Source organism: Anaerococcus faecalis, from assembly GCF_013371425.1.
Taxonomy (GTDB): Bacteria; Bacillota; Clostridia; order Tissierellales; family Peptoniphilaceae; genus Anaerococcus; species Anaerococcus porci.
This window is the reverse complement of sequence record NZ_JABVBA010000025.1, coordinates 1-1,215: the sequence shown is the minus strand read 5'-3', so window position 1 is coordinate 1,215 and position 1,215 is coordinate 1. Positions and strand designations below refer to the sequence as shown.

The following is a 1,215-nucleotide window of genomic DNA, read 5'->3' as shown; positions in this document are numbered from 1 at the left end:
AACAAAAGTTAACCCTACTGACGAAGAACAAAAAACAGGTTTAACAGTTAAAAACCAAGACGAAACTACACCAACAACAGTAACAGCCAAAGATGAAGACGGAACAGAAATTCCAGTAACAATCGATTCAAAAACAGGAGAAATCAAAGTAACACCAGGAACAAATGTAGATGGACCAATAACTGTTACAATCAAAGATGAAGACTTCAAGACAGACGAAAATCCAGAAGGCATCATCACAAAAGAAGTTCCAGTAACAGGACACACAAAAGGTGTAGACGATAACGGATCAGATAAAACACAAGCTGATACAACAAATCCATTAATTCCTGAAAAAACTCCGGTAGTAAACAAAGAAGACCTAACCGAAGAAGAAAAAGCAGAAGTTAAGAAGAAAATCGAAGACGCAAATAAAGATGTATTCCCACAAGCAAAAGAAGGCCAAGAAGCTACAAAAGTAGAAATTGGCAAAGATGGAGCAGCAACAATCACCTACCCAGATAAGTCACAAGACACAATAAAAGGTGAAGATTTGGTAAGGGAGAAGACAAAACTAACAGGAACTCCAGTAGTTGTTAATCCAAGCGATGAAGAACAAGCAACAGGAGTGAAAGTAGAAAATCAAGATAAAGAAACACCAATAACAGAAATAACAGCTAAAGACGAAGATAACAATGAATTAGCAGTGTTAATAGATGAAAATGGAAATATCTTAGTAACTCCAACTGAAAAAGTAGATGGACCAATAACTGTAACAGTTAAAGATGCTGACTTTGAAGGTGGAAGTCAAACATTTGAAGTACCAGTAAAAGGTCACTCAAAAGGTGTGGATGATAATGGATCAGATAAAACACAAGCTGATACAACAAATCCATTAATTCCTGAAAAAACTCCGGTAGTAAACAAAGAAGACCTAACCGAAGAAGAAAAAGCAGAAGTTAAGAAGAAAATCGAAGACGCAAATAAAGATGTATTCCCACAAGCAAAAGAAGGTCAAGAAGCTACAAAAGTAGAAATTGGCAAAGATGGAACAGCAACAATCACATATCCAGATAAGTCACAAGATACAATAAAGGGTGAAGATTTGGTAGTTGAGAAAGCTAAGCCAGTTCAAACAGAAGCTGAAAAGAATCCGGCAGTAGCTCCAGAAAAGACAACTGTTGAAAACAAAGAGAAATTAACACCGGAAGAAAAGCAAGAAGTTGAAGCAAAAGT

At 36.3% G+C, this 1,215-nt stretch carries 1 pseudogene; it reads left to right on the top strand.

Features of this window, described 5'->3' with window-relative positions:
- Nucleotides 1–1,215: pseudogene (locus HV819_RS11375) on the top strand (hypothetical protein); the annotation flags it as partial.